Origin of the sequence: Nonomuraea sp. NPDC049028, from assembly GCF_043197735.1 — a bacterium.
Lineage (GTDB): Bacteria > Actinomycetota > Actinomycetes > Streptosporangiales > Streptosporangiaceae > Nonomuraea.
Genome location: NZ_JBICTR010000006.1, coordinates 606,925 through 628,644 on the forward strand (window position 1 = coordinate 606,925; position 21,720 = coordinate 628,644).

Consider the following 21,720-nt stretch of genomic DNA (forward strand, 5'->3'; position numbering starts at 1 on the left):
TCGTGGAGGCAGTGCTCTCCAGCTACCTCGCCCACCTCACGGTGGAGCGGGGCCTGGCTGCCAACACGCTGGCGTCCTACCGCCGTGACCTCGACCGTTACTTCGAGCACCTGCGCTCGCGCGGCCGCGTGTCGCTCGGCGAGGTGGGCGAGGCCGACGTGCTCGACTTCCTCGCCGCGCTGCGGGAAGGCGACTGCGACCACCCCGCCCTCGTGGCCAGCTCGGCCGCGCGGGCGGTGTCGGCCGTCCGCGGCCTGCACCGCTTCGCGCTGCGCGAGGGCGTCACGGCCCACGACCCGGCGCACCAGGTGCGTCCGCCGCGGCAGCTCCGCAGGCTGCCCAAGGCGATCACCGTCGACGAGGTCGAGCGGCTCATCGCCGCCTCCGGCCCCGACGGCGCGCCGCTGACCCTCCGCAACCGGGCCCTGCTGGAGGTCCTGTACGGCACGGGCGCCCGCATCTCCGAAGCCGTCGGCCTGGCCGTGGACGACCTGGAGGCCGAGCAGGTACGGCTGCGCGGCAAGGGCAGCCGTACCCGCGTCGTCCCCCTGGGCCGCTACGCCCGCTCCGCGCTCGACGCCTATCTCGTCAGGGCCCGCCCCGGCCTCGTGGCCCACGGCCGGGGCACGCCCGCCGCCTTCCTCAACGCCAGGGGCGGCCGGCTCACCCGGCAGGGCGCCTGGGAGGTGCTCCAGGCCGCCGCCGAACGGGCCGGACTCGCCGGGATATCTCCGCACGTTCTCCGTCATTCCTTCGCAACCCACCTCCTTGACGGCGGAGCCGACGTTAGGGTGGTCCAGGAGTTGCTCGGCCACGCCTCGGTGACGACCACGCAGGTCTACACCCTGGTCACCGTCGACAAACTCCGCGAGGTGTACGCCGCCGCGCACCCCCGTGCCCGGCAGTGATCTATAGTCATTTGCGACGTGCGGCACTTCGGCGTGCCGCCTTGCCGCGTTAAGTGGTGACGCCATAGTGTCCGTCCGGACGGTCCGGTTCGGGATCGTCAGGGAGGTTCGAGCTGGTGACTGTGAAGACCAACGGTTCGGCCCCGGGGACCCCCGACAACCCCTGGGGAGACACGAAGACCAACACGCCTTCCATAGGCGTGAATCTGGGCCCCACCCGGCGTCCCCGCCCGGTGTTCCCCGAACCTGTCGCGCCCGAGATCCACGGGCCCGCGCGGGTGGTCGCGATGGTCAACCAGAAGGGTGGGGTCGGCAAGACCACCACCACCATCAACCTGGGCGCAGCCCTCGTCGAATACGGCCTCAAGGTGCTGCTCGTCGACTTCGACCCGCAGGGCGCCCTGTCCGTCGGCCTCGGCATCAACCCGCTCCAGCTCGACCTCACGGTCTACAACCTGCTGATGGAGCGCAACGTCACCGCCGAGGACGTGCTGCTGGAGACCGGCGTCGAGGGCCTCGACCTGCTGCCCAGCAACATCGACCTGTCGGCCGCCGAAGTCCAGCTCGTCACCGAGGTGGCCCGCGAACAGGTGCTCGGCCGCGTGATCAAGCCGCTGCTGCCGCACTACGACGTCTGCCTCATCGACTGCCAGCCGTCGCTCGGCCTGCTCACCATCAACGCGCTGACCTGCGCGCAGGGCGTCATGGTGCCGCTGGAGTGCGAGTTCTTCGCGCTGCGCGGCGTGGCCCTGCTCATGGACACCATCACCAAGGTGCAGGAACGGCTCAACGAGGACCTCGAGATCGAGGGCCTGCTCGCCACCATGTACGACGCGCGCACCCTGCACGGCCGCGAGGTGCTCGCCCGCGTCGTCGAGGCGTTCGGCGACAAGGTCTTCCACACCGTGATCAACCGCACCGTGCGCTTCCCCGACGCCACGGTCGCCGGCGAGCCGATCACCACCTTCGACCCGTCGTCCCTGGGTGCCAACGCTTACCGTGAGCTGGCCCGCGAGGTGCTGTCCCGCTGGCCGGCACCTGCGACAATGGCCAGGTGACGGAGACAGAGCCACAAGGGTTCAGGGTCCACCTGGACGTCTTCGAGGGGCCCTTCGACCTGCTCCTCGGCCTGATCTCCAAGCACAAGCTCGACATCACCGAGATCTCGCTCTCCAAGGTCACCGACGAGTTCATCGCCTACATCCGGGCTCGTGGCCCCGAGTGGGATCTCGACGTGACCAGCCACTTCCTGCTGGTCGCGGCCACGCTCCTCGACCTCAAGGCGGCCCGGCTGCTGCCCTCGGGCGAGGTCGAGGACGAAGAGGACCTGGCTCTGCTGGAGGCCCGCGACCTGCTGTTCGCCCGGCTCCTGCAGTACAAGGCGTACAAAGAGGTGGCGAAGGTCTTCTCCGGGCGCATGGCCGAAGAGGCGCTGCGCTTCCCCCGCACCGCGCCCATGGAGCCGCAGTTCGCCAACCTCCTCCCGCAGCTCATCCTGGGCATCAGCCCGGACGACCTCGCCCGCATCGCCGCCCGCGCCTTCGTCCCCAAGCTGCCGCCTACCGTGAGTGTCGGGCACATCTATCAACCGCTGGCCAGCGTGCGGGAGCAAGCCGCTATTCTGGTTGCTCACCTGCGCCGCATGCGGCGGGCCACCTTCCGGGCCCTGGTGGCCGACTGCGACGGCACCATCGAGGTCATCGCCCGCTTCCTGGCGGTGCTGGAGCTCTTCCGGGAGTCCGCGGTCACTTTCGAACAGGTCGAAGCGCTGGGCGATCTGCACGTGACCTGGACCGGGACGGACGAGGGGGACGTCTCGGTGGGGGACGACTACGAGGAGAGCGCGGAGAAGACGGCTGATGACTGACCGCTTGGACGACACCCCGCCTCGCGAACCCGCCCCTTTGCCCGCCTGGATGACCCTCCCGGGGTCGCTCGCCGCCGCGAGCACGGACGACAGGCCGGGTGTTCCGCCTGCGGTCGACGAGGCGGAGGTCGCGCCGTCCGCGCCGGAGGTGGACGACCGGCTCCAGGGGCCGTCTCACGAGGCCGATGATGCGCCGCAGGACACGACTCCTGAGCTTGATGCGGACGACCGGCTCCTGTCGCCTCAGCTGGACGACCGGCTCGCGGGGCCGTCCGCCGAGCCGGATGTGGTCGAGCCGGATGTGGACGATGAGCTCTGGGACGCGTCCCTCGTACCGACCGGTGCGGAGGTATCCGAGCCGGTCGGCATGGACGACATACCCGATGAACCCGCCGAGAGCGACCCGCAGGGCGGCGGCCCGACGCTCGGGGCGGCGCTTGAAGCCATCCTGATGGTCGTGGACGAGCCCGTCCCCGAAGTGACCCTGGCGCAGGTGCTCGAACGGCCCACCCACGAGGTGAGCACCGCACTCCGGACCTTGGCCGCGGAATACACCCAAGCCGGACGGGGTTTCGATCTGAGAGAAGTGGCAGGCGGTTGGCGGTTCTACACGCGAGCCGACTGCGCCGCGCTGGTCGAGCGGTTCGTCCGCGACGGCCAGCAGACCCGGCTCACCCAGGCCGCGCTGGAAACCCTCGCGGTCGTCGCCTACCGGCAACCGGTGAGCCGCGCACGAGTCGCCGCGGTCCGCGGCGTCAACAGCGACGGCGTCATGCGGACGCTCGTCGCCAGGGGCCTGGTCGAAGAGGCCGGCACCGACCCGGAGAGCCAGGCAGTGCTCTACCGGACAAGTTCATACTTCCTTGAACGCCTGGGACTGAAGGACATCGGCGAGCTCCCCGAGCTCGCGCCCTTCCTCCCCGACGACGTGGAAAACCTCGAGGAGAATACAAAGTGATCAACAGGCGCAGCACCCCGTCCGGTGATGGACGCGGTCGTGGACGCACCGGCGGCGCGAGCCGTGGCGGCCGTCCCGCCTTCCGCTCGGACGACTCGCGCGGCGGCTCCCGCCGTGAGGGGTTCCGTGGCGGTTCCCACCGAGACGATTCCCGCGGCGGACCCCGCCGCGATGACAGTGACCGCGGCTACAGCCGCGACTCCGGAAGCGAGCTGGGCTCCGGCCGCGACTCGCTCCGCGCCGACCGTGGCGGTTCCCGCGCCCGGTACGGCAGGCCCACCTCCGGCGACTCCCGCGACCGCTCCGGCTCGGCGGGCGACCGGGGCGGCTACAACCGTTCCAGTTCAACGGGCGACCGTGGCGGCTACGACCGCTCGTCCCGTGACGACCGTTCGTCTCGCGAGCGTACGTACCGCGACGACCGCTCCCCCTCTCGCGACGACGACCGTCCGGCGCCCGGCAGCGACCGCGGCGGCTACTCGCAGTCCCGTGGCGACCGGGGCGGCTACTCGCAGTCCCGCGGCGGCTCTTCGTCATCTCGCGGCGGCGACCGCGGTGGATATGGCGCGCAGTCGCGCGGCGACCGTGGCTACGGCGGGTCGTCCCGTGGCGAGCGCGGTGGCTACGGCTCGTCCTCCGGTGGCGAGCGCGGTGGATACCGCTCCGACCGCGGCGGCTCCGGCCCTCGGGAGGGTGGCGGCTACCGTCCCCAGCGCCGAGACGACCGTGGCGGCTTCCAGGGCGCGGGCCGCGACGATCGCGGCGGCTTCCGTTCCCAGCGCCGCGATGACCGTGGCGGTTTCCAGGGCGCCCGCAGTGACGACCGGGGTGGTTACCGTTCCGACCGTCGTGACGACCGTGGCGGTTTCCGTTCCGAGCGTCGTGACGACCGGGGCGGTTACCAGGGTGACCGTCGTGACGATCGGGGCGGATCGCGTCCCGAGCGCACGGAGGACCGTGGCGGCTTCCGGGCCGACCGTGGTGGCCGCAGGGACGGCGGTTCCCGTACCGAGTCCCCGAGGAGCGGCTACAGCCGCGGAGAGTCCCCGCGGACCGGCAGCGGCCGTGGAGAGTCCACTCGTGCCCGCTTCGGGCGGCGTGACGACGCCGGCTCGCGCCGCGACGCCGGCCGCCCGGCCCGTACCCCCAGGCGCGACGATGTTCAAACCATCGGCGGCGGGCGTACGTCCGGCGGACGGGACGGGGCGGCCACCGGTGCGCCGCGCGACCGGTTCAAGACCGCTCGCCAGCCCATGCGGGACCGCAACTTCTTCCCCGACGGCTACACCGACGAGCGCGACACCACCGAGGTGCCCGGCGGCGTACGGCTGCAGAAGGTGCTCGCCCAGGCGGGCGTGGCCAGCCGTCGCGCCTGCGAGGAGATGATCGGCGACGGCCGCGTCACCGTGAACGGGCAGGTCGTACGGAGGTTCGGGGCCAAGGTGGACCCGGCGGCGCAGGTCATCCACGTAGACGGCAAGCGCATCCCGACCGCCCCCGACCTGGTCTACTACGCCCTGAACAAGCCCATCGGCGTCGTGTCCACCATGGACGACCCGCAGGGCCGGCCGTGCCTGGCCGACTATGTGGAGGAGCTCGCGCCGAGGCTGTTCCACGTGGGCAGGCTCGACACCGAGACCGAGGGGCTGCTGCTGCTCACCAACGACGGCGAGCTGGCCAACCGGCTGACTCACCCGAGTTATGGGGTGCAGAAGAAGTACTGGGCGAAGGTCCCGGGTCCGATCCCGCGTGATCTGAGCCGTCGGCTCAAGCAGGGCATCGAGCTCGAAGACGGCCTCGCGAAGATCGACTCCTTCTCGATCGTGCAGGAGCACGGCCAGCAGGCGCTGGTCGAGGTCGTTCTGCACGAAGGCCGCAATCACATCGTCCGGCGGCTGCTCGAAGAGGCGGGTCATCGCGTCATCGACCTGGCCAGGATCGAGTTCGGGCCGGTCAAGCTGGGCCGTACCAAGGCGGGCACCGTCAGGGCGCTGTCCCTGAAGGAGGTCGGCGAGCTTTACGCCGCTGTGAAACTGTAACGCCGAAGCTGTAATCTGGCGGGAACGCAGGAGCCCGTGCGAACCTCCGCACGGGCTTCACCGCTATAGAGGGGTGTAATCACATGGTGCGGGCGATCCGCGGGGCGATCCAGGTGGACGCCAACGACCGTGGGGCGATCATCGAGGCGACCACCGAGCTGGTCAGCGAGATGATGGGGCGCAACAAGCTGACCACCGACGATGTGATCAGCGTGCTGTTCACGGCGTCTCCCGATCTGACGGCGGAGTTCCCGGCGCTGGCGGCGCGGAAGCTGGGCTTCCACGACGTGCCGCTGATCTGCTGCACCGAGATCGACGTGCCGGGCGCGCTGCCCAGGGTCGTACGCCTGATGGCCCACGTGGAGACGGACCGGCCGCGCTCCGACATCCAGCACGTCTATTTGCGCGGCGCCGTCGCGCTCCGCCAGGACATCGCCCAGTAACGACCGGCTCATCCGCTTCCTGTCACCCGACCGAGCAACTCCGACGCCAGATAAATCAGGACATCTACATGGCCTCCGAACTCCGCACCGTGCTGGTAGTCGGCACCGGTCTCATCGGCACCTCCATAGCGCTGGCGCTGCGCGAGCGCGGGCTACGCGTGCTGCTCGCCGACCACGACCAGGGAGCGGTACGGCTGGCCCGGGAGCTCGGCGCGGGCGAGGAGTGGCAGCCGGAAGCCGCTTCGGCCTCGGGTGAGTCCGGCTCGGGTGGATCCGGCTCGGGTGGATCCGGCTCGGGTGGATCCGGCGAGACGATCGATCTCGCGGTGCTCGCGGTGCCGCCCGCGCACGTCGCCGGTGAGCTGCTGGCGCTGCAGCGCAATGGCACGGCCACGTTCTACACCGACGTGGCCAGCGTCAAGGTGGAGCCCATCGAGCGGGCCGCCCAGCTGGGCTGCGACATGTCCACCTACGTCGCCTCCCACCCCCTGGCCGGACGCGAGAAGTCGGGCCCCGGAGCCGCCAGGGCCGAGCTGTTCCTGGGCCGCCCGTGGGCGCTGTGCCCCACCTCCGACGCCACGCCGGAGGCCAGGGCGGCCGTGCTGCGGCTGGTGGAGCTCTGCGGCGGCAACCCCGTCGAAGTGGACGCCGCCGAGCACGACCAGGCCGTGGCCGTCGTCTCCCACGCGCCCCACGTCACCGCGTCGGCGGTCGCGGCCCGGCTGGCGGACGCGTCCGACATCGCGCTCGGCCTGGCCGGGCAGGGCGTACGCGACGTCACCAGGATCGCGGGCAGCGACCCGGGCCTCTGGCTCGGCATCCTGTCGGGCAACGCGACGCCGGTGGCCGAGGTGCTGGAGGCCATCTCCCGCGACCTGGCCGAGGCCGCTACGGCACTCCGCGCGCTGGCCGACGGCGACGGCACGGTCACGCAGGAGCTCACCCAGCTGCTCAAGCGCGGCGTGGCCGGTCACGGCCGCATCCCGGGCAAGCACGGGGGCCCCGCGCCGGCGTACGTGGTGGTCCAGGTCGTCGTCGGCGACCGCCCCGGTCAGCTGGCCAGGCTCTTCCAGATCTGCGACGAGGTCGGGGTCAACGTCGAGGACGTACGCCTGGAGCACGCTCCCGGCCTGCCTCTGGGCATCGCCGAGGTCTCCGTGCAGCCGGACGCGGCGGCCGTCCTCACCAAGGCGCTGCATGAGCGGGGATGGCAAGTCCCCTAAAGCGGTGATCACAAGGGTTCCCCGGGTGGGTCGTCACACGACCGTCTCGTTCCCTGTGGCCGGCTGATCGAGTCCCACACCTCCGTGCAGTTCCAGCACAGCGTCAGCGACGTCGTCAGCGCGGTGGCGGCGGTGGGTCCGGCAGCAGCTTCGACCGCCCCAACGAGGTGAACCCGATTGAGGGCGTCCTCCTTGTCCTTGCCGGAGGGCAAGCTGTATCGGCGGGTGATCTCCAGGCGGGCGTGGCCAAGGATCTCGGCGACCAAGACCGGTCGGTCTTGCCGCGGACCAGCGTGGTGGCAAGCGTGTGGCGCAGGACGTGTGCCGTGGTGGGATCGTCCAGCCCGGCTGTCTGGGTGATCTCGGCGATGATGCCGCCTGCGGCGCGGGTGGTCAGCCGTCCGCCCTTGCCGTACAGGCGCAGCGGCCCTTGCGGGCCGACATCCGGATGTCGTCGACGTCGAGGTCCTTGAAGCGGAGAGGCTGCGTCTGAGCCTGCGTCCACCGGACGACAGGCGGGCCGGGCCGGCCGCCTGCCTGCCATGGACCCGCATCACCGAGTGTGGGGCCACCCTGCGGGTGCGGACTTCACTTGTGGTCGCGGAGGAAGGCGGAGATGTCGGCGCGGGCCGGATGGTTCCGCAGGGGCGGCGGCTGGCTCTGGAGGAAGGCCGTGATGACGGCGGCGGCGCGTTCGTTGTTGTCGTCGAGGCCGTTCCACATGTGGTGTCCGACACCGGGCATGTACTGGGTTCGCTCGATGGCGGGGTCGGCGGCAAGGATGGCGGTAGCCCATTGGCGTACCTGTGACGAGCATTCGGCGATCATCAGCATCGCGGGGGTGCGGGAGCGTTTCAGCTCGGAGGCGATGGAGGGTGAGCCCTTGATCGTCTGCATGATGCGGAGGCTCGCGGCGGCGCTGAAGGAGAAGTTCTCCGCGGTGTCTTCGGCAGGGATGCGGCCGGCGTCCCGCGCGCAGTAGGCGGAGGCGGTGTCGCTGCCGAGATCGGCGGCCGTGAAGGCGTTGACGCCTTCGGCCTGCGTGATCAGGCCGGTGTCGGGCGGGAGGAGCCCGAGTTGGATGAGGCCGAGCGCGACGGCGTACCGGGGGACGCGCGTCGCCCGGGGTCCGGCCGGGGCCGGAGCGAGGCCGCGCGCGGACGGTCGTCCCTGTTGTCCGCTGATCAGCGTGGTGGGGCCGTCCATGGGGCCGGGCTCGGCGATGATCGCCCGGTGCACGTGGACGGCGACGTCCGCGGTGGCCAGGGCCCGGGTGAGCACGACCGCGCCGGCGGAGAATCCGAGGACGTCGACCGGGCCCTTGTCCAGGCGATCGATGAAGGCGGCGAGGTCACGTACGGACCTGGAGATCGTGTACTGCTCCATGGGCAGCAGGTCGCTCCGTCCGCCGCCGGGCTGCTCGTAGGCGTACACGTCGTAGCCCTGTCCGGCCAGGCTTCGAAGGAATCGGTGGTCGAGCACGGAGATGTTGCGGACGGGCCCTCCGTGGAGGTACACGAGCGGCGTGGGGTGCCGGGGGACGTCGGCGACGGGGGGATAGTGGTAGACGGCGACCCGGCTGCCCGTGCTCAGGCTCCAGTGTCTCGTCGCGACGAATGACAGGTCGGGCGGGTACTGCCGGGTCGTGGGGGCGGTGGGGATGCAGACCGACGCCGTGAGGGCGGCGGCGACGATCACTGGTGCGAAGGGCCGCAGCCGACCCGGCCAGGTACGGCCGCGGCCTCGCCACAGTGCGGCGATGACTCCGGCGCCAAAGGCGGTCAGCCAGGCGGCGAGCCCCGCGCGGGCGCCATCCGTCAGAACGATGAGGGCGAGGAACAGCCCGGCCAGCCCGACGACGGCGAGCACGGCGAGGATCAGGCGGCCGATGAGGCGGAGAGGGACGGTTAGAGGCATCGACGGTTTCCAAACGTTGTTCCGGAACGGCGTTTGGAAACGCTACCAGCTCGGCTAGGCTGGTCGTCGTGGGAAGACCGAGAACCAACGACGACACCGTGAAGGAGCGCCTCATCGAGTCCGCGACCCAGATGTTCGCGACCCGTCCACGGGAATCGATCACCATCCGCGCCCTGGCCGCTGCCGCCGGGACCGCGACCGCCGCCGTCTACTCGCTGTTCGACGGCAAGGACGGGCTGATCGCCGAAGTGCGCGGCAGAGCCGTCGCCGGGCTGTCCCAGGACCTGTCGGCGGTGGCGGTCTCCGATGACCCCCTCGCCGACCTCTACGCGCTCGCGGTCGCCTACCGGCGGTGGGGACTCGAGCACCGCCATCTCTACACGGTGTTGTTCGGCGGTGTGCAGAGCTTCGACCCATCCGGTGACGTGGGGGTCGGCGATCCCGTCAGGCCGCTCATCGAGGCGATAGACCGCGCCCTGTCGGCCTCCGCGCTCTCGGGCGACGCGACCTCCATCGCGCTCTCACTCTGGGTGACCCTGCACGGGCTGGTGACTCTCGAATTGGCCGGGGCCCTCGACACCGCCACGGCCGAGACCACGTTCCGCTCGACGGTCCCCGCCGCGCTACGTGGCTGGACGGCTTGACTTCGCGGCATCCGGCAGGCGGGTCACCCACCGAAGACGAGGAGAACCAGTAGGCCCGTGCGCCACCCGTGTTGCATCGGCCACAGCGCTCGGGCCCGCTCCTGAGCGAGTCGTCCGGGATACTCGCGCGGACCGGACAGTCCGTCGGGGCGGAGATCCCTGGGAGGTACACCGCCTTTGGGGGTGTGGAAGAACGGCGCCGGTGTCACATCCCTGGCGGTTCGCTCCGTCTTCAGTGCGGAATCCCACCGGAGTTCGCAAGGAGCCAGGGACATGACGAACATTCTGATTCTGGGCGCCGGCTACACAGGCATCGCGGCCGCGATCAGGGCCGCCACCCGGACGCGCCGCCACGGCGGCAAGGTGACGCTGGTCAGCGCCTCACCACGGTTCACGGAGCGGCTGCGGCTGCACCAGACCGCGGCGGGCGAACGGCTGCCGGACCACGCGGTCGCCGACATCATCGCCGGCACGGGCATCGACCTCGTCCTGGGTCGCGTGAGCGCCCTCGACCCCGAACGGCACGAGGTCACCGTCAACGGCGCGGGGGCGGACACCCGGCGCGTGATCGCGTACGACAAGCTGATCTACGCCCTCGGCACCGTCACCGACGCCTCGACCCCTGGTGTGGCCGAGCACGCCTACGTCTACGACGACCACGACCAGGCCGTACGGCTCGCGCGACGGCTCAGTGAGCTCGACCAGGGGACGGTCGTCGTGGCCGGTGGCGGTCTGACCGGCGTCGAGTCGGCCACCGAGCTCGCCGAAGCGCACCCCAGCCTGCGCGTCGTCCTGCTCAGCCGGGGCCGTCCTGGCTCGATGATGGGTGAGAAGGCCCGCGCCTACGTCGAGCGGGCGATGGACCGGCTCGGCATCGAGGTACGCGACGGTGCCGAGGCCACCAAGGTGCTGCCGGACGCCGTCGAGCTGGCCGGGGGCGAGCTGGTCCACTCCGACGCGACGCTCTGGACCGCCGGCACCAAGGGCCTGCCCCTGGCCGCCGAGGCGGGGCTGACGGTGGACGGGCGGGGCAGGATCGTGGTCGACGCCGCGCTCCGCTCGGTGTCGCACCCGGACGTCTACGCCGTGGGCGACGCCGCCGCGGTGCGCCAGCCGTACGGCGTCATGCACGGGACCTGCCAGGGCGGCATCCCGACGGGCCTGCACGCGGCCGACGCGCTCGCCGACGGGCTGCGCGGCCGTGCGGTGAAGGCTTTCCGGTTCGGGTACGTTCATCAGCCCCTCAGCTTGGGGCGCCGGGACGCCGTCATCCAGTTCACCCACCCCGACGACACGCCGCGCAGGGCGTACCTGAAGGGGCGGTGGGCCATCGCCTACAAGGAGACGGTGAGCGGCAGCCCGATGCCCACCTACCGCTTGCTCAAGCACGGGCTGGTGCCGGTCGGCCTGTTCCGGCTGACGGCCGGCCTCAAGTGATCGCGGGTGGCGTGTGTCAGGGCTTGGCGACCGCCTGAACGACCGCTTTGGGACGGTATCCGGCCAAGTACCCGGTACGGGGACCGTGGCTCGGCGGATGATCGAGCGCGGAATGGGGACTGTGGTCGGGCACGGGGTCGCGGCGGACGCCGGATTGTCCAGCTGGGCGTAGGGCATGCGTGCGAGGCGGTAGCCTCTTCAGGTTGGAGAAAAGAAACGTGCAGTGGAAACGTGAAGAGGGAGAGGCCGTGACCGGTCTGGTCGTCGCCATGGACGGTCCCGCGGGGTCGGGCAAGTCGAGCGTGTCGCGTGGAGTCGCTCGCGCACTCGGGCTGCGCTACCTGGACACCGGGGCGATGTACCGGGCGATGACCTGGTGGATGCTCCAGCAGGGCGTCGACCTGGCCGATCCCGCCGCTGTCGCGGCCCGCGCGGGCGAGCCCGAGATCGTCTGCGGCACCGACCCCGACGGTCCGTCCATCCACGTCGGCGGTGTCGACGTGGCCGGGCCGATCCGGGAGGCCGAGGTCACCGGGGCGGTCTCCGTCGTGGCGGCGGTGCCCGAGGTGCGCGCGCGTCTCGTGCACCTGCAGCGGGAGATCATCGGCGTCGGCGACATCGTGGTCGAGGGCCGTGACATCGGCAGCGTGGTCGCCCCCGACGCGACCGTCAAGGTCTATCTGACGGCCAGCGCCGAGGCCCGTGCCCTGCGCCGTACGGCGGAGCTGAGCGGCACCACGGTGGAGGCGCAGCAGGCCGCGATGGCCAAGCGTGACACCCTCGACTCCACTCGCAAGACGGATCCACTCTCGATGGCGGATGGCGCCGTCGAGCTCGACACCACGCCGCTGACCCTCGAAGAGGTCATCGGCGAGGTGCTGAGTCTGATCAAGGAGCGCACCTGACAAGGGTGCGGTACTCACAAAGGATGAAAAATCGTGTCAACGGGGGATTGGGTCGAGGCTGAACTCGACGATCTCGCAGTATCCGACGACGTCGCCGACAGCGGCCCGGTGCCGGTCGTGGCCATCGTCGGTCGCCCGAACGTAGGCAAGTCCACGCTGGTCAACCGCATCATCGGCCGCCGCGAGGCGGTCGTCGAAGACGTGCCGGGCGTCACCCGTGACCGCGTCACCTACGACGCCAACTGGCGCGGGCGCCGCTTCACGGTCGTCGACACCGGCGGCTGGGACCCCGAGGCCACCGGGATGAACCTGCGCATCGCCGACCAGGCGCGGGTCGCGGTCGAGCTGGCCGACGTGATCGTGTTCGTCGTCGACGCCACCGTGGGCGCGACCGACGCCGACGAGACGGTCGGCTCGGTGCTCCGCCAGTCGGGCAAGCCGGTCATCCTGGCCGCCAACAAGGTCGACAACCAGCAGGTAGAGCTGGAGGCCGCCGCGCTCTGGGCGCTCGGCCTCGGCGAGCCGCAGCCGGTCTCGGCCCTGCACGGCCGCTCCAGCGGCGACCTGCTCGACGTGATCCTCGACGCGCTGCCGGAGACGCCGGAGCTGCGGTTCGACGCCGAGCGCGGCCCCTACCGGGTGGCGCTGCTCGGCAAGCCCAACGTCGGTAAGTCCTCGCTGCTCAACAAGCTGGCGGGGGAGGAGCGGGTGCTGGTCGACCCGATGGCGGGCACCACCCGCGACCCGGTCGACGAGCTGATCGAGCTGGGCGGCAAGACCTGGCGCTTCGTCGACACCGCCGGCATCAGGCGGCGCGACCGCGAGCTGCAGGGCGCCGACTTCTACGCCGCCATGCGCACCCGAGCCGCCCTCGAACGCTCCGAGGTGGCGATCGTCCTCATCGACGCCAGTGAGGTGCTCACCGAGCAGGACCTGCGGATCATCGGCCTGGTGATCGAGTCGGGCCGGGCGATGGTCGTCGCGTTCAACAAGTGGGACCTGGTCGACGAGGACCGCCGCTACTACCTGGAGAGGGAGATCGACCGGCAGCTCGTCCGCACACCGTGGGCGCTGCGGGTCAACATCTCCGCCAAGACCGGACGCCACATGGACCGGCTCGTCCCGGCGCTGGAGAAGGCGCTCGGGTCGTGGTCGACGCGGGTGCCGACGGCCAGGCTCAACGCGTTCCTGACCGAGCTGGTGCACCAGACGCCGCCGCCGGTGCGGGGTGGCAAGCAGCCGAAGATCCTCTTCGCCACGCAGGCGTCGGTGGAACCACCCAAGTTCGTGCTGTTCACCTCGGGCTGGCTGGAGGACACCTACCGGCGCTTCATCGAGCGCCGGATCCGCGAGGAGTTCGGCTTCGCCGGGTCGCCGATCGACGTGTCGATGAAGATCCGGGAGAAGCGGAAGAGCGGCGGCCAGCCCGCCAAGAAGTAGCGGATTCGGTCAGACCGGCTGGGGCTGGGGTTCCTCCACGGGTGCCTTGGTGTGCCTGCGTACGGCACGGTAGGCGGCGATCACCGCCCAGAGCTGGCCCAGCCCCACGACGGCGTGCAGACCGTACACGAACAGGCTGGCCAGCGGTGTGTCGTCCGCCGTCGCGCCCGCGAGGCCGGCCAGCGGAAAGACGACGAGCATCTGGACCGCGCTGAGCACCAGGGGAGCGGCGCTCAGCGCGATCAGCTTGCCGGGCACCCTTGCCAGCGCCGCGACGACGGTGGCCACGAGGGAGACGGCCGGGATGACGAACAGGCCGTTCGCGGCGTGCAGGCCGATCGCCGCGGGATCCGTGCCCGTGGGCCGTGGCATCTGGAACGCGCCGAACGTGGCCAGGTAGAACTGCAGGATCACCACGACGATCTGCGCGACGGCGCATCCGACCAGGGCTCTGCGCATGTCGGCCTCCTCCGGGGGGACGGGTTGCCCCGAGTTTGCTCGGCGACGGCCCTCCGGATAACCCCTATCCGCCCCCTGTGGTCGTCGGACTCGGGGGCGTTGGATCTCCTCCAGCGGATATGGAGTGCGCCTGCTCTCGCGCTGGAAGCTACGCCTCTGCGAGGACGTAGAGCAGAGCGTTCATGCTGGTTCTTCGGCTGTTTGTTTACGGACCTGAGGCGTGATTGATCCTCATCGGGCGGATTGGTGTGACAGATGGGCGGGTCGGTCTACCGTCGGTTCATGGAAGAGGTGGACTGGGAAGACGACATTTACGACCTGGACCGGGGCGAGGATTTGTACCGCGCGAAGATGCGCGGCATGAACCTGGTCGGCGCGAACTTGAACGACGCGAACCTGACTGAGGCGGACCTCCGCGACGCGAACCTGGATCACGCGAACCTGGGCCGCGCGTATCTGACTCATGCGAACCTGGCGGGCGCGTCCCTGCGCGGAACGAATCTGGCCTGCGCGGACTTGGATGGCACGAGCCTGGACGGGGTCACGTGGTCGATGGGCCCGGAAGGGACGCAGTGGCCTGAAGGGCTGGCGGAGACGATGCGGGCTCGCTCGCGGGAGATCGAGCCAGGGGTGTGGCGGGTGGGAGGAGGTATCCTTCGACATGCCTCATGATCAATGAGACAGATCGAGCCGCGATGAAAGCCCGTGCGGCCGTTGCCCGAAGTCTTGCGGCCGAAGCGGAAGCCAACAGGCGTGAAGCCGATTCGAGCCGGGAAATCGCGGCGCGGGCACTCAACGTCGATACATGCTGTTCGGCTTCATTCTCGGAGCCGCAGCCGTCGTACTGCTTGATGCGACCAAGCACTATTGGGCGTTCTGGATGTAGGCGCGCCTGCGTGGATGGGTCCTAATCAGGTTGCCGACGTCCGCCGGCGCTGGCTACGATCTCCGGCAACACGTAGACGGAGACGAGTAACCGAAGGCCCGCGCGGGCTGAGAGAGCCGCCGGCAGCTGTGAAGGCGGCCTCGCGCCCCTTCGGTGAAGACACTCCCGAGTGCGGGGAGGAAATGCCTCGCCGGTCTGACCCCCGTCATCGGGTCGTGGAGGCCGCCCTTTCGTGGGCGGCGAAAGTGCGGTGGCACCGGGAGTTCCCTTCTCCCCCGCGCTCCCAAGGGATCATGCAACTCGTGAGGAGCTGTGATGATCTCTCGTGTCCTGTCGGCGGAGCTCGCTGAGCACGCCGGACAACGAGTGACGATCGCCGGTTGGGTACATCGCCGCCGGCGGCTGAAATCCGTGTCCTTCCTGGTCGTCAGGGACCGCAGCGGGCTCGCCCAGGTGGTGGCGCCCGGCGTGGCCCCGGGTGAGGAGCCCGGAGCGGTGCCGGGGGAGGAGACGGTCGTCCGGGTGACGGGCGTCGTGACCGTGAACCCGCAGGCGCCGGGTGGCGCCGAGCTCACCGAGCCGGAGATCGAGGTCCTGGCCGAGCCCACCGAGGCGCCGCCGTTCGACCTCTACCGGCCGGTCGTGCCCGCCGCGCTGCCCACGATCCTCGACCACGCGCCGGTCGCGCTGCGCCATCCGCGGCTCAGAGCGCCGCTGGAGATCTCGGCGGCGAGCGTGGCCGGGTTCCGCCGGACGCTGGACCGGCTGGGGTTCACCGAGATCCACACGCCCAAGATCGTCGCCTCGGCCACCGAATCGGGCGCGAACGTCTTCGGCATCGACTACTTCGGCCGCCCCGCCTACCTGGCGCAGTCGCCGCAGTTCTACAAGCAGGCGATGGTCGGTGTGTTCGAGCGGGTCTACGAGGTGGGGCCGGTCTTCCGGGCCGAGCCGCACGACACGGTCCGCCACCTGGCCCAGTACACCAGCCTGGACGCCGAACTGGGCTTCGTCCGCGACCACCGCGACGTGATGGCGGTGCTGCGCGAGGCGGTGGCGGGCATGGTGGAGGCGGTACGGGGGCAGCCGGCGGTCGACCTGCTCGACGTGACGCTGCCGGAGGTGCCCGCCGAGATCCCGGCGATCCACTTCACCGAGGCGCAGCGCCTCACTGAGGAGTTCGAGCCGGACCTGTCACCGAACCAGGAGCGGTGGCTGTCGGAGTGGGCGGTGCGGGAGCATGGGTCGGAGTTCCTGTTCGTCACGGGGTATCCGATGGCCAAGCGGCCGTTCTACACCCATCCGGACCCGCTGCGTGAGGGGTACTCGAACGGGTTCGACCTGCTTTTCCGGGGGTTGGAGCTGGTGACGGGCGGGCAGCGGCTGCACAGGCATCAGGACTACCTCGACGCGCTCGCCGCGCGTGGTGAGGATGTCGGGCCGTATGAGGGGTATGTGCAGGCGTTCGCGCACGGCATGCCGCCGCACGGGGGGTTCGCGCTGGGGCTCGAGCGCTGGACCGCGCGCCTGGTCGGCGCCGCGAACATCCGCCAAGCCACGTTGTTCCCCCGCGACCTGCATCGCCTCTCTCCGTAGAGCACACTCATCTCTCTTCGTAGAAAAGCGCCATGTTTTACGGCAAGCCCGGTGAGCCCCACCCGCCATACGTGGCCGGGCCCTCTCCAGGGGCACGCTCCTCCGGTGGGCGGGGCCGGGCGCCGTGACGTGCGCATGGTCGGCCATGGCTTCCGTATGGTCGGCCACGGCGTCCATGTGGTCGGACAGCCACTCCATGGTCAGCCCCGAAGATCAAGTGGGTCTTGGGGGCTGACGTGAGGCCAGGGAGGGCTTCATCGGGCGCGGGCTGGAGCGACCTTCCCGGGCGCGGGGACAGGAACGACCTCACCGGGTGCGGGGCAGGAAGGCGGCGACCACCGCGCCCAATAGGCAGATCAGCGCCGTGACGAAGAACATCTCCGTGTATTCCAGATGTAGCGCCGCGTCCACCTTCGCGAGGTACTCGCTCAGCTGCTTCGCGTACACGGCCGGTTCCACCCCCACCGGCAGCGGCGTGTCCAGGCCCGCGGTCAGCGACTGGAACCGGTGGAAACCCCAAGCCGACACCCCCGCGATGCCGATCAGCATGCCCATCATCCTGGCCACCACCACCGCCGCCGAGGCCACCCCGTGCTGCGTGGCGGGCGTCACCCGGAGCACCGCCGCCGACACGGGGGCGATGACCAGCCCCAGGCCCAGGCCGGCCACGACCAGTGAGAGGTCCACCATCAGGCCGGCGTTCGCCAGGTCGAGCGGCCAGCGGCTCATCACGCCGTACCCGGCCGTGGCCACGATCAGGCCCGCCACCGCCACCACGCGGTCGCCGAGCCGGCGGGCCAGCAGGCCACCCAGCAGCGCGCCCACCGGGAGCGCGAGCAGGAACCTGGCCAGCACGAGCGCCGCGTCCAACGTCTCCATGTCGAGCAGCGTCTGCGCCGTGAACTGGACGAACACCATGGTGATCAGCAGCGCGGCCCCGGTCAGGAAGCTCACGCCCAGCGTGGCCAGCAGCGGTCCCTTGCGGGTGCCCGTCAGGTCGAGCAGCCGGACCTTCGACCGGATCTCCCACCAGACGAACGCCGCCCCGGCCACGATCCCCGCCCCGATCACCGGCAGCCCCCAGGGCGGCAGCACGGTCGTGGCGGGATCCGGGTTGTACAGGCCCACGACCAGAAGGGCGAGGCTCAGAGCCAGCAACGCGCCGCCGATCCCGTCCACACGCCGGGCCGATGCCTGTCCCGAAGGCCCGGAAGACGCCTGACCCGGAAGCTCGGAGGACGCCTGCGGCGGGGGGACGGTCAGGTGGACCGCTACGGCGGCCAGTGCCGCCAGTGGCAGGTTGATCCAGAAGATCGCGTGCCAGCCGCCCAGCTCGATCCCGAACACCGTGGTGCTCGGGAGCAGGGCCAGCACCCCGCCGTACAGCGGCCCGAGCGCGCTGCCCAGCTCCTGCGCCGCGCCGACCGCGCCGAGTGCCACCGGCCGCTCGTGCTCGTGCCACAGGTCGCCGATGAGCGCCATCGTGATCGGCAGCAGCGCGCCTCCCGCGATCCCCTGGATCGTCCGGCCCGCCACCACCATCACCTCTCCGGACGCCAGCGCGGTCAGCACCGAGCCGAGCGCGAACGCTGCCAGGCAGGCGTGGATGAGGGGGCGCCGGCCGTACCGGTCGGAGAGCTGGCCGAGCAGCGGCATCGCGGCGATGTAGCCGAGCAGGAACCCAGTGACCACCGGTGTGGCCCGCTCCAGGCGGTTGGTGGGGATGCCCACGTCGGTGGCGATGTCGAGCAGGACGGTCACGACCACGTACGCGTCGAGGGCGGCCAGCAGCACCACCGCGCCGCCGACGCCGAGCGCGACCCGGCGGGCGCGCCTCATCCGGCGGCGGGCGGCGTGATGGTCACCGGCGCGTCGAAGTCGCTCAGCGACACGGTCACCGTGCCGTCCTGCAGCGGCAGTTCGAGCTTGGTGAGCCGGCTGGTGGCCTTGTCCACCCAGAGCTTGCCGTTGACGCCCTGCGTGACGCCGGGGATCAGGGTGCCGAGGACCTGACCGGAGAACCCGGTGGCCACCCGGTAGGCACCGCTCTCCTCGGCCTCCACGCGCGGGTCGGTGGCCGTGCCGAGCATCTGCGCGAGGCCCTTGGACGGGTCGAGGATCTTCGACGGGTCGTAGAGCTGCGCCAGGTCCTTCCTGGTCATCTTCTGGAAGCCGCCGGTCGGGCCCTTGAAGTGGACGGTGTCGCCGACCAGGGCGAAGGTGATCTCCTGCAGGCTGCCCAGCACCTCGATGGTGATCGTGCCGTCGGCGTCACCGGCGGCCGTCAGCCTGCCGTCGGCCTTCTTCACCGGCACCTTGGGCTTGCCGTCCGTGGCGATGGAGAAGGTGGCCGACTTGACCGCCTTCATGGCCTCGGTGGACTTCTTCAGCAGGTCGGGCCCGGCGGGCAGCTCGCTTCCGCCGCCGCCCGATGAGCAGGCGGACACCAGCGCGAAGACGACGACGAACAGCAGCTTTCGAAGCATGAGCGGATCGTAGCGAGCGCCCGGAACGATCGTGCGCCGTCGGGCATATCGGTTAGGTGTCGGCGTGGCCGTTCAGCGTAGCTTCTTCAGGTGCTCGACGATCGGCTCGTAGGCGGCCACCAGCGCGTCCAGCTGTTCGTCGGTGAGCCGGTCGACGAAGTGCTCCCGGACGCTGGTCACGTGATCAGGCGCGACCCGCTCGATCGTGGCCCAGCCCTCGCTCGTCAGCACCGCGAACGTGCCGCGCCGGTCGTCGTGGCAGTCCTCCCTGACGACGAGTCCCTTGGCCTCCATGCGGGAGATCTGGTGCGACAGCCGGCTGCGTGACTGGATGGTCGCGTCGGCCAGGTCGCTCATCCGCATCCGGTGGTCGGGGCTCTCCGAGAGATTGACCAGGATCTCGTAGTCGTTCACCGAGAGGGCGTGCTCCTGCAGCTCGCGGTCGAGCCGGTGCATGAGCAGCTTGTGCAGCGCCAGGTGGGTACGCCAGGCACGCTGCTCGGCGGGGGAGAGCCAGCGAGGCGCGCTCATCGAGACTCCTCGAGCGTGGATACCCCCGTCTTCAGGCGAGGGAGGAGGTCAAGATCTCCAATCTAGCGCACATAGGCGCCGGCCTCGCAGTCCGTGTGACCTCGCAGTCCGTGGGACACCGCAAGCTCTATGGCGGACCGCCGGACGTGGCCCACTATGCCGCCGGACGTGGCCCACCACGTCGCCGGGAGTAACGCCCGTCATAGAGTGATCCGTCGTGGCGGACAACTCGGGTGAGAGTCTGGGCACCGTCCTGGTCGCGGGCGGTGCGAACCTGGCCATCGCGATGGCCAAGCTGATCGCGGGCCTGATCGGCGGTTCGGCGGCGATGCTGTCGGAGGCGGCCCACTCGGCCGCGGACACGGTGACGGAGCTCCTGCTCCTGGTCTCCGTACGCCGGGGCCAGCGGCCCGCCGACTCGCGCCATCCCTTCGGGCACGGCAAGGCGGGCTTCTTCTGGGCGATGATGGCGGCGGTCGCGACCCTGGTCGGTGGCGCGGGCTTCTCCATCACCCACGGCGTGCACGAGATCAGCCACGGCGAGCGGCTCGGCAACCTCATCCCGTCGTACATCGTGCTGGCCCTCTCCTTCGCGATCGAGGGCGTGTCCTTCCTCAACGCGCTCGCGCAGCTGCGCAGGGAGGCCCGCAGGCATGACGTCAGCCCGTTCCGGCTGGTCTCGATCACCTCGGACACCGCGCTGAAGGCCGTCGTGTACGAGGACGCGGCCGCGCTGATCGGGCTGGTGATCGCGGCGCTGGGTCTGCTCGGCTACCAGGTGACCGGCTCGCCCGTGTGGGACGGCGCGGCGTCGATCGCGATCGGCGTGCTCCTGCTGGTGGCCGCGCTCACGCTGATCCGGTCGAACGTGTCGCTGCTGATCGGCCAGTCCGCTCCGGGGCCGATCGAGGAGGAGATCCGCGCGGTGCTGGCGGGGCAGCCCGAGGTGGAGAGCGTGGTCGAGCTGCTCACCATGATGCTGGGCCCGGGCCGCTTCCTGGTGGCCGCGAAGATCGATTTCCGGGACGACGCGACGGCCGCGGGGGTGGAGATCGCCTGCGATGAGCTGGATCGCCGGCTGCGGGAGCGCTATCCCGGCATCTCCCAGGTGTTCCTGGATCCGACTCCGACCCGGCGCCGTTAGTCCAGGGCCATGACCACGGCAAGGCCGACGACGTGCATGAGCACGACGGCGACGATCAGCGAGACGAACACGAACTTGGCCGGCCCGTGCTCGAAGGTCTTGCCCTCTTCGAGCGGCTTGCGCTTGGCCATCCGGTCGGCGATTCGCTCCTCGACTGATTTGCTGTAGAACATGCCTCCATTCTAGCTGGTCAGGGGCAATTGCCGGGCTGGTGAGTCTGTGATGACGGCCACTACGATGTCGCCCTCGGCGGTCCATTCGAGCAGGTGGCGGCCCGTCACGTCGGCGTCGGTGGCCCGCAGCCCGTCGATGGTCAGCTCGCCGCGCTTGATCAGGGCCTCCTTGCGGGTCCAGCGCCTGATCAGCTCTTCGTTGGTGCTGACCGCCGCCAGCTCCCGCTCGGTGAGCGCCCGGCCCGCGAGCAGCCGGTCGAACGGGCCCGGCGGCACGCGTTCGGCGTCGATGCCCACCCGGCCCGCACCGGCCGCCGCGCAGACGTAGCCGCGCGTGTGGCTGAGGCTGACACCCAGGGAGGGGGCCTGCTCGATGTACGGGCGGCCGTGGCCGGGGCCGTGCAGCTCGCAGTGCTGTAACAGGGTCAGCCCGGCCGGGTCGATGTCGAGCACCGCCGCGGCGCAGAGGCGTACGAGCAGGTGGGCCGCCGTGAACGAGCGGCGGTCGGGCTCGAACGCGAACCGGGCCGCGCGCGCCCGCTCGACGTCGGTCAGCCAGTCTTCTGGGGCGAGCACCTCGTCGGGGCGCCCACCCATCGCCACGGGGCCGATCAGAGATCTACGCGGACCCCTGGCTTCAGCCATGGGGGTAAGCCCTTCTGTC

At 70.5% G+C, this 21,720-nt stretch carries 21 protein-coding genes; 14 read left to right on the top strand and 7 right to left on the bottom strand.

Annotated features, from left to right (window positions below; all coding sequences use genetic code 11):
* Positions 1 to 2: 2 nt before the first annotated feature.
* The 7 genes from ACGFJ2_RS26135 to ACGFJ2_RS26165 all read left to right on the top strand — a co-directional run bounded on the left by ACGFJ2_RS26135 (position 3) and on the right by ACGFJ2_RS26165 (position 7,438).
* On the top strand, positions 3 to 908 hold the full coding sequence (locus tag ACGFJ2_RS26135) for a site-specific tyrosine recombinase XerD (RefSeq protein ID WP_357945676.1): 906 nt from the start codon (positions 3 to 5) through the stop codon (positions 906 to 908).
* A gap of 116 nt (positions 909 to 1,024) precedes the next feature.
* A complete protein-coding gene (locus ACGFJ2_RS26140) occupies positions 1,025 to 1,966 on the top strand; it encodes a ParA family protein (protein ID WP_357945679.1) in 942 nt (313 codons plus the stop codon).
* The gene (locus tag ACGFJ2_RS26145) at positions 1,963 to 2,775 is read left to right on the top strand and encodes a segregation/condensation protein A (RefSeq protein ID WP_357945681.1); all 813 of its coding nucleotides are present in this window, start codon (positions 1,963 to 1,965) and stop codon (positions 2,773 to 2,775) included. Before ACGFJ2_RS26140 ends, ACGFJ2_RS26145 begins: the two co-directional genes overlap by 4 nt.
* A gap of 367 nt (positions 2,776 to 3,142) precedes the next feature.
* Positions 3,143 to 3,733: an SMC-Scp complex subunit ScpB gene (gene scpB, locus ACGFJ2_RS26150; RefSeq protein ID WP_263655092.1), complete on the top strand. Its 591-nt coding sequence runs from the start codon at positions 3,143 to 3,145 to the stop codon at positions 3,731 to 3,733.
* Positions 3,730 to 5,772: a pseudouridine synthase gene (locus ACGFJ2_RS26155; protein WP_393472349.1), complete on the top strand. Its 2,043-nt coding sequence runs from the start codon at positions 3,730 to 3,732 to the stop codon at positions 5,770 to 5,772. The genes scpB and ACGFJ2_RS26155 overlap by 4 nt, the downstream gene beginning before the upstream one ends.
* An 83-nt stretch (positions 5,773 to 5,855) precedes the next feature.
* Positions 5,856 to 6,215 carry a chorismate mutase gene (gene aroH / locus ACGFJ2_RS26160; protein WP_357639298.1) on the top strand — a complete coding sequence of 120 codons (360 nt, stop codon included), beginning with the start codon at positions 5,856 to 5,858 and terminating at the stop codon, positions 6,213 to 6,215.
* Between the two features lie 68 nt (positions 6,216 to 6,283).
* Positions 6,284 to 7,438, top strand: a complete 1,155-nt coding sequence (locus ACGFJ2_RS26165) for a prephenate dehydrogenase (RefSeq protein ID WP_393472353.1) — start codon at positions 6,284 to 6,286, stop codon at positions 7,436 to 7,438.
* A 588-nt stretch (positions 7,439 to 8,026) separates the two neighbouring features.
* Here ACGFJ2_RS26165 and ACGFJ2_RS26170 read toward each other — a convergent pair.
* The gene (locus tag ACGFJ2_RS26170; RefSeq protein WP_393472356.1) at positions 8,027 to 9,355 is read right to left on the bottom strand and encodes an alpha/beta fold hydrolase; all 1,329 of its coding nucleotides are present in this window, start codon (positions 9,353 to 9,355) and stop codon (positions 8,027 to 8,029) included.
* A gap of 68 nt (positions 9,356 to 9,423) precedes the next feature.
* Between ACGFJ2_RS26170 and ACGFJ2_RS26175 the strand changes: the two genes are divergently transcribed.
* From ACGFJ2_RS26175 to der, 4 genes are all read left to right on the top strand, one after another.
* The gene (locus ACGFJ2_RS26175; protein WP_393472358.1) at positions 9,424 to 9,999 is read left to right on the top strand and encodes a WHG domain-containing protein; all 576 of its coding nucleotides are present in this window, start codon (positions 9,424 to 9,426) and stop codon (positions 9,997 to 9,999) included.
* Between the two features lie 273 nt (positions 10,000 to 10,272).
* Positions 10,273 to 11,436, top strand: coding sequence for an NAD(P)/FAD-dependent oxidoreductase (locus ACGFJ2_RS26180; RefSeq protein ID WP_393472361.1), 1,164 nt, complete (start codon positions 10,273 to 10,275; stop codon positions 11,434 to 11,436).
* A 248-nt stretch (positions 11,437 to 11,684) separates the two neighbouring features.
* Positions 11,685 to 12,341: a (d)CMP kinase gene (gene cmk, locus ACGFJ2_RS26185; protein ID WP_357945698.1), complete on the top strand. Its 657-nt coding sequence runs from the start codon at positions 11,685 to 11,687 to the stop codon at positions 12,339 to 12,341.
* Between the two features lie 33 nt (positions 12,342 to 12,374).
* Positions 12,375 to 13,781: a ribosome biogenesis GTPase Der gene (gene der, locus ACGFJ2_RS26190; protein ID WP_358555631.1), complete on the top strand. Its 1,407-nt coding sequence runs from the start codon at positions 12,375 to 12,377 to the stop codon at positions 13,779 to 13,781.
* A 9-nt stretch (positions 13,782 to 13,790) separates the two neighbouring features.
* On the opposite strand, the gene ACGFJ2_RS26195 is transcribed toward der, so the two are convergent.
* The gene (locus ACGFJ2_RS26195; RefSeq protein ID WP_393472366.1) at positions 13,791 to 14,240 is read right to left on the bottom strand and encodes a DUF6220 domain-containing protein; all 450 of its coding nucleotides are present in this window, start codon (positions 14,238 to 14,240) and stop codon (positions 13,791 to 13,793) included.
* Between the two features lie 282 nt (positions 14,241 to 14,522).
* Between ACGFJ2_RS26195 and ACGFJ2_RS26200 the strand changes: the two genes are divergently transcribed.
* Complete coding sequence (locus ACGFJ2_RS26200) at positions 14,523 to 14,912, top strand: pentapeptide repeat-containing protein (protein ID WP_393472369.1); 390 nt, start codon at positions 14,523 to 14,525, stop codon at positions 14,910 to 14,912.
* 529 nt (positions 14,913 to 15,441) lie between these two features.
* Positions 15,442 to 16,722, top strand: coding sequence for an aspartate--tRNA(Asn) ligase (gene aspS, locus ACGFJ2_RS26205; protein WP_393472372.1), 1,281 nt, complete (start codon positions 15,442 to 15,444; stop codon positions 16,720 to 16,722).
* 306 nt (positions 16,723 to 17,028) lie between these two features.
* Here the strand turns inward: aspS and ACGFJ2_RS26210 are convergent, their stop codons facing one another.
* The 3 genes from ACGFJ2_RS26210 to ACGFJ2_RS26220 all read right to left on the bottom strand — a co-directional run bounded on the left by ACGFJ2_RS26210 (position 17,029) and on the right by ACGFJ2_RS26220 (position 19,739).
* Positions 17,029 to 18,561 carry an MFS transporter gene (locus ACGFJ2_RS26210; RefSeq protein ID WP_393472375.1) on the bottom strand — a complete coding sequence of 511 codons (1,533 nt, stop codon included), beginning with the start codon at positions 18,559 to 18,561 and terminating at the stop codon, positions 17,029 to 17,031.
* Entirely contained in the window at positions 18,558 to 19,208 is a 651-nt protein-coding gene (locus ACGFJ2_RS26215; protein ID WP_393472378.1) for an LppX_LprAFG lipoprotein, read from the bottom strand. Before ACGFJ2_RS26215 ends, ACGFJ2_RS26210 begins: the two co-directional genes overlap by 4 nt.
* Positions 19,209 to 19,280: 72 nt before the next feature.
* Positions 19,281 to 19,739 carry a MarR family transcriptional regulator gene (locus tag ACGFJ2_RS26220; RefSeq protein ID WP_357945726.1) on the bottom strand — a complete coding sequence of 153 codons (459 nt, stop codon included), beginning with the start codon at positions 19,737 to 19,739 and terminating at the stop codon, positions 19,281 to 19,283.
* Between the two features lie 217 nt (positions 19,740 to 19,956).
* Between ACGFJ2_RS26220 and ACGFJ2_RS26225 the strand changes: the two genes are divergently transcribed.
* Positions 19,957 to 20,883 carry a cation diffusion facilitator family transporter gene (locus ACGFJ2_RS26225; RefSeq protein WP_393472382.1) on the top strand — a complete coding sequence of 309 codons (927 nt, stop codon included), beginning with the start codon at positions 19,957 to 19,959 and terminating at the stop codon, positions 20,881 to 20,883.
* Here the strand turns inward: ACGFJ2_RS26225 and ACGFJ2_RS26230 are convergent.
* On the bottom strand, positions 20,880 to 21,056 hold the full coding sequence (locus ACGFJ2_RS26230; protein ID WP_225291654.1) for a hypothetical protein: 177 nt from the start codon (positions 21,054 to 21,056) through the stop codon (positions 20,880 to 20,882). The two genes, ACGFJ2_RS26225 and ACGFJ2_RS26230, sit on opposite strands and share 4 nt — an antisense overlap.
* Positions 21,057 to 21,065: 9 nt before the next feature.
* A complete protein-coding gene (locus ACGFJ2_RS26235) occupies positions 21,066 to 21,653 on the bottom strand; it encodes a 4'-phosphopantetheinyl transferase family protein (RefSeq protein WP_393472738.1) in 588 nt (195 codons plus the stop codon).
* Positions 21,654 to 21,720 lie beyond the last annotated feature (67 nt).

Bases quoted from the DNA above. Each gene is read 5' to 3' on its own strand.
- ACGFJ2_RS26235 (WP_393472738.1), bottom strand. From the start codon at position 21,653: ATGGGTGGGCGCCCCGACGAGGTGCTCGCCCCAGAAGACTGGCTGACC.
- aroH (WP_357639298.1), top strand. From the start codon at position 5,856: ATGGTGCGGGCGATCCGCGGGGCGATCCAGGTGGACGCCAACGACCGT.
- ACGFJ2_RS26215 (WP_393472378.1), bottom strand. From the start codon at position 19,208: ATGCTTCGAAAGCTGCTGTTCGTCGTCGTCTTCGCGCTGGTGTCCGCC.
- aspS (WP_393472372.1), top strand. From the start codon at position 15,442: ATGATCTCTCGTGTCCTGTCGGCGGAGCTCGCTGAGCACGCCGGACAA.
- ACGFJ2_RS26200 (WP_393472369.1), top strand. From the start codon at position 14,523: ATGGAAGAGGTGGACTGGGAAGACGACATTTACGACCTGGACCGGGGC.
- ACGFJ2_RS26210 (WP_393472375.1), bottom strand. From the start codon at position 18,561: ATGAGGCGCGCCCGCCGGGTCGCGCTCGGCGTCGGCGGCGCGGTGGTG.
- ACGFJ2_RS26230 (WP_225291654.1), bottom strand. From the start codon at position 21,056: ATGTTCTACAGCAAATCAGTCGAGGAGCGAATCGCCGACCGGATGGCC.
- ACGFJ2_RS26165 (WP_393472353.1), top strand. From the start codon at position 6,284: ATGGCCTCCGAACTCCGCACCGTGCTGGTAGTCGGCACCGGTCTCATC.
- scpB (WP_263655092.1), top strand. From the start codon at position 3,143: ATGGACGACATACCCGATGAACCCGCCGAGAGCGACCCGCAGGGCGGC.
- ACGFJ2_RS26220 (WP_357945726.1), bottom strand. From the start codon at position 19,739: ATGAGCGCGCCTCGCTGGCTCTCCCCCGCCGAGCAGCGTGCCTGGCGT.
- ACGFJ2_RS26170 (WP_393472356.1), bottom strand. From the start codon at position 9,355: ATGCCTCTAACCGTCCCTCTCCGCCTCATCGGCCGCCTGATCCTCGCC.
- ACGFJ2_RS26195 (WP_393472366.1), bottom strand. From the start codon at position 14,240: ATGCGCAGAGCCCTGGTCGGATGCGCCGTCGCGCAGATCGTCGTGGTG.
- ACGFJ2_RS26180 (WP_393472361.1), top strand. From the start codon at position 10,273: ATGACGAACATTCTGATTCTGGGCGCCGGCTACACAGGCATCGCGGCC.